Below are 3,871 nucleotides of genomic sequence, written 5' to 3'. Positions count from 1 at the left end.
TTGCAGGGCAGGTCCCGCCGCGGACCGCGCGCGGCGCCTGCCGATCCGCACCGGGCCAGGCCCGGCGGCGCGGCGTCCGGCCTCCGGCCGCCCGCGCCCCGCGCTACCCGGCCGCCTCCGCCGCATCCACTTCCCGCCCGCGCCCGGCCTTGCGCATCACCTCCGCCAGGTGCGGCCGGATGCGGAGCTGGTGCGCATAGATCGCCGCCGCCGCTTCCGGCAGCGACCCGCCGCGCCCCAGCATGGCGTCGCCCATCTCCAGGATCCGCAGGTTCGGCCAGGTCTTCTCGCGGATCGCCAGGATGCCCTGCAGGATCGCCTCCGCCCCCATGGCCGGCTTCGCCTGCGCCAGGATCAGCGCCATGGCGGCGGTGGAGCGCGAGATGCCGGCATGGCAGTGCACCAGCAGGCGCGAGGCCGCCTCCGCCTCCAGGTCGCGGCCGAAGGCGAGGATGGCGCGCACATCCTCCTCCCGCGGGGGGATGTGGTCGGGCGTGTCCTCGATCACGTCGTGGAAGCGCAGCTCCAGCTTCGCGTGCTCCCCGAAGCTGCCGAAGGCCTCCGGCACCGGCCAGTCCGGGTCGAGGATGGAGAGCACATGGCTGACCCCGGCCTGGCCATGGCCGGTCAGCTCCTCGATCCCGCAGACCGTCAGGGCGAAGGGGAATTGCGTGTCCATGGCGGGAGGATGGGTGCGGCGGCGGGCGGGGTCCAGGGCCGGAATCGGATGACGTTGCGCGGCCATGGGGCTATATCCCGCGTTCACGTTTCGTGCTGAAGGGGGCAGGCTTGGCCAAGGACCGCGCGCGCTATGTCTGCCAGGCCTGCGGCGCCGTCTTCCCGAAATGGCAGGGCCGCTGCGATGCCTGCGGCGAATGGAACACCCTGCATGAGGAAGCGGCGCCCGCCGCCCGCGGCCCCGGCCCCGCCGCCAAGGCGGGCGGCGGAAGGCGGCTGGACTTCGTCGGCCTGCAGGGGGAGACGGCGCCGCCGCCGCGCATCCCGACCGGCATCGCCGAGCTGGACCGGGTGCTGGGCGGCGGCCTGGTCCCCGCTTCCGCCGTGCTGGTCGGCGGCGATCCCGGCATCGGCAAGTCCACCATCCTGCTGCAGGCCGCCGCCCGCATCGCGGCCGCGGGCCGCCGCGCCCTCTACATCAGCGGGGAGGAGGCGGTGGCGCAGGTCCGGCTGCGGGCGCTGCGGCTGGGGCTGGAGGCGGCGCCGCTGGAGCTCGCCGCCGCCACCGCGCTGCGCGACATCGCAGCGAGCCTGGAGGAGGAGCGCGACGCCGCGCTGGTCGTCATCGATTCCATCCAGACGCTGTGGCTGGACGCGCTGGACAGCGCGCCGGGCACCGTCGCGCAGGTGCGCGCCTGCGCCGCCGAGCTGATCCGCCTGGCCAAGACGCGCGGCTTCGCGCTGGTGCTGGTGGGCCATGTGACGAAGGAAGGCACGCTGGCCGGGCCGCGCGTGCTGGAGCACATGGTGGATGCGACGCTGTATTTCGAAGGCGACCGCGGCCACCAGTTCCGCATCCTGCGCGCGGTGAAGAACCGCTTCGGCGCGACCGACGAGATCGGCGTGTTCGAGATGACGGAGCGCGGCCTGGTCGAGGTGCCGAACCCTTCGGCGCTGTTCCTGGCGGAGCGGCGCGGCAACATTTCGGGCAGCGCGGTCTTTGCCGGAATCGAAGGAACCAGGCCGGTTCTCGTCGAGGTGCAGGCGCTGCTCGCGCCGTCCGCCGGGGGGTCGCCGCGGCGGCAGGTGGTGGGCTGGGACACCGGCCGGCTGGCGATGCTGATGGCGGTGCTGGAGGCGCGCTGCGGCCTCACCCTCGGCATGAACGATGTCTACCTGAACATCGCCGGCGGGCTGCGCATCGCGGAACCGGCCGCCGACCTTGCCGTTGCCGCGGCATTGGTTTCCGCGGCGACGGACCGTCCGACGGATCCGCAGACGGTCTATTTCGGCGAAGTCGGCTTGTCCGGCGAGATCCGCCAGGTGGCGCAGGCGGAATCCCGCCTGCGGGAAGCGCAGAAGCTGGGCTTCGCCGGTGCCGTGCTGCCGCGCCGCGTCGCGCGCGGCGGCAGGGCGCCGGCGGCGCTGGACGGCATGCGGCTGGAGGAGATCGGCCATATCGCCGATCTCGTCGCGCCCTTCGCCGCCCGTGCATCGAAGAAGGAACGGCCGCGGGAGCCGGCGAAGGCGGAATAGCCCGCCGCGCCGCCGCCGCGGCGTCAGGGGGCCAGGGTGAGCAGCGCAGGCATCGAGTTCCGGACCGCCCCCGTCGCCCCCCCGGCCTGGCGCATCGACGCCGCCACCCATCGCCTCTGCCTCGCGCTGCTGCTCGCGGCCGCGCTGGCGCTGCAGTCGGGCCTCGCCGGCATCGGTTTCCTCCGGCTCGGCGCGGATGAGAGCGCGCGGACGCTGATGGCGCTGCAGCTCACCTGGGCGAATGCGCTGGAGCCCTATATCTGGCCGCCCTTCACCAAGCTGCTGCTGGGGCTGGCGCTGCAGGTATGGCCCGACCCGGTGCTGGTGCCGCGGCTGCTGGCCTCGGTCGCCGGGCTGCTGACCATCCTGGCGGTGGTGCGGCTGTCCGACATGATCTTCGGCGACCGCCGCATCGGCCTGCTGGCCGGCCTGCTCTCCCTCCTCATCCCGCACCGGCTGATCTTCGCCACCGTGCCGATGTCGGACATCTATGCGCATCTGTTCCTGCTGCTGGCGGCGGGCTGCGTGCTGGCCTGGCTGCGGCACGGATCGGTGGCGCAATTGCTGCTCGGCTGCCTCTGCGTCCTGCTGGCGGAGACGGTGCGGTTCGAGGCGGCGCTGTTCGGCGGCACCATCGGCCTGCTGGTGCTGCATCGCTGGCTGTGGCGGCGGGAATTGCGCGCGGCGCCCGCCATCCTCGCCGGGCTGCTGCTGGGCAGCTTCCCGCTGCTCTGGGTGCTGGATACCTGGGCCTGGTACGGGTCGCTGGAGGCGCTGTCGCTGACCAGCCGGCAATACACCGCCGTGCTGGGGACCGACCGGCGGCTGGCGCTCTACCTCAGCCCGCTGGGGCGCAACCTCGCGCTCGACATCCTGTGGAACCCGCTGCTGCCGGCGGGCGTGCTGGCGCTGGCCTGGCGGCTGCGGCGCGACGCGGCGCTGCGCCCCTGGGCCGCCGCCTTCGGCGCGCCGCTGCCGCTGCTGACGGCGACGATGGTGCTGACCTTCAGCATCCCCACCGCGGCGCCCTGGCGGACCACCGGGCTGTGGGTGCTGGCGCTGCTGCCCTTCCAGGCGAGCGCCATGCTGTGGCTGGCCCGCGCGGCGGCGCGGTTCGTGCCGCCGCGCCTCGCGGTCGCCGCGCTGCTGGCGCTGGCCTTGCTGCCCATGGCCGGCCGCAGCGCGCTCTATGTCGCCTCCGGCATGCGGGACCCGCTGACCGGCGGGCTGCGGCAGGAAGCCACCGCCGGGCGGGCGGCGCTGCGGCTGCTGGGGCCGGACGGCGGGCAGGTGCTGGTGGACAGCCGGGACAACATCGATTTCCTCGACGTCCTGGTGCTGTCCGGGGCGCCGGACCGCTTCGCCATCAGCCACGGGGCCGATCCGGTGGTGGCGGCGGAGCAGGAGCCGCAGCACGGCCCCGGATCGACGGAGGACCGCTTCGCGCTGGCCGGCGGCGGCGATGCCGCGGCGCTGGCGGCGGCCGATATCCGGCGGCTGCTGCTGCGCGACCCGGCGCTGCGGGCGGCGGTGGAGCGGACCGGCGCCTGGGCGCCGCGGCAGGCCTTCGGGCCCTGGGCGCTCTATGCGCCGGTGCCGCCGGCCGTGGCGGAACGGCCCGCGCGCCCGGGCGACGGCGGCTGAGCCTCCGCGGCCC

At 74.7% G+C, this 3,871-nt stretch carries 3 protein-coding genes; 2 read left to right on the top strand and 1 reads right to left on the bottom strand.

The annotated features are described in order from the left end of the window. Positions 1-103: 103 nt before the first annotated feature. Positions 104-679 carry a tyrosine phosphatase family protein gene (locus E2C05_RS29640; RefSeq protein WP_133223216.1) on the bottom strand — a complete coding sequence of 192 codons (576 nt, stop codon included), beginning with the start codon at positions 677-679 and terminating at the stop codon, positions 104-106. A 110-nt stretch (positions 680-789) separates the two neighbouring features. Between E2C05_RS29640 and radA the strand changes: the two genes are divergently transcribed. Beyond that, positions 790-2,214, top strand: coding sequence for a DNA repair protein RadA (radA, locus tag E2C05_RS29635; protein ID WP_133223215.1), 1,425 nt, complete (start codon positions 790-792; stop codon positions 2,212-2,214). A gap of 36 nt (positions 2,215-2,250) precedes the next feature. Continuing rightward, complete coding sequence (locus tag E2C05_RS29630) at positions 2,251-3,858, top strand: hypothetical protein (protein WP_133223214.1); 1,608 nt, start codon at positions 2,251-2,253, stop codon at positions 3,856-3,858. The last annotated feature ends 13 nt before the right edge of the window (positions 3,859-3,871 follow it).

The organism is Paracraurococcus ruber, from assembly GCF_004353985.1.
Taxonomy (GTDB): Bacteria; Pseudomonadota; Alphaproteobacteria; order Acetobacterales; family Acetobacteraceae; genus Paracraurococcus; species Paracraurococcus ruber.
Note: the sequence above shows the minus strand (reverse complement) of the source record. Positions and strands in the feature narration are given on the sequence as shown.

Coding starts and splice junctions, on each gene's coding strand:
- E2C05_RS29640 (WP_133223216.1), bottom strand. CDS start 679: ATGGACACGCAATTCCCCTTCGCCCTGACGGTCTGCGGGATCGAGGAG.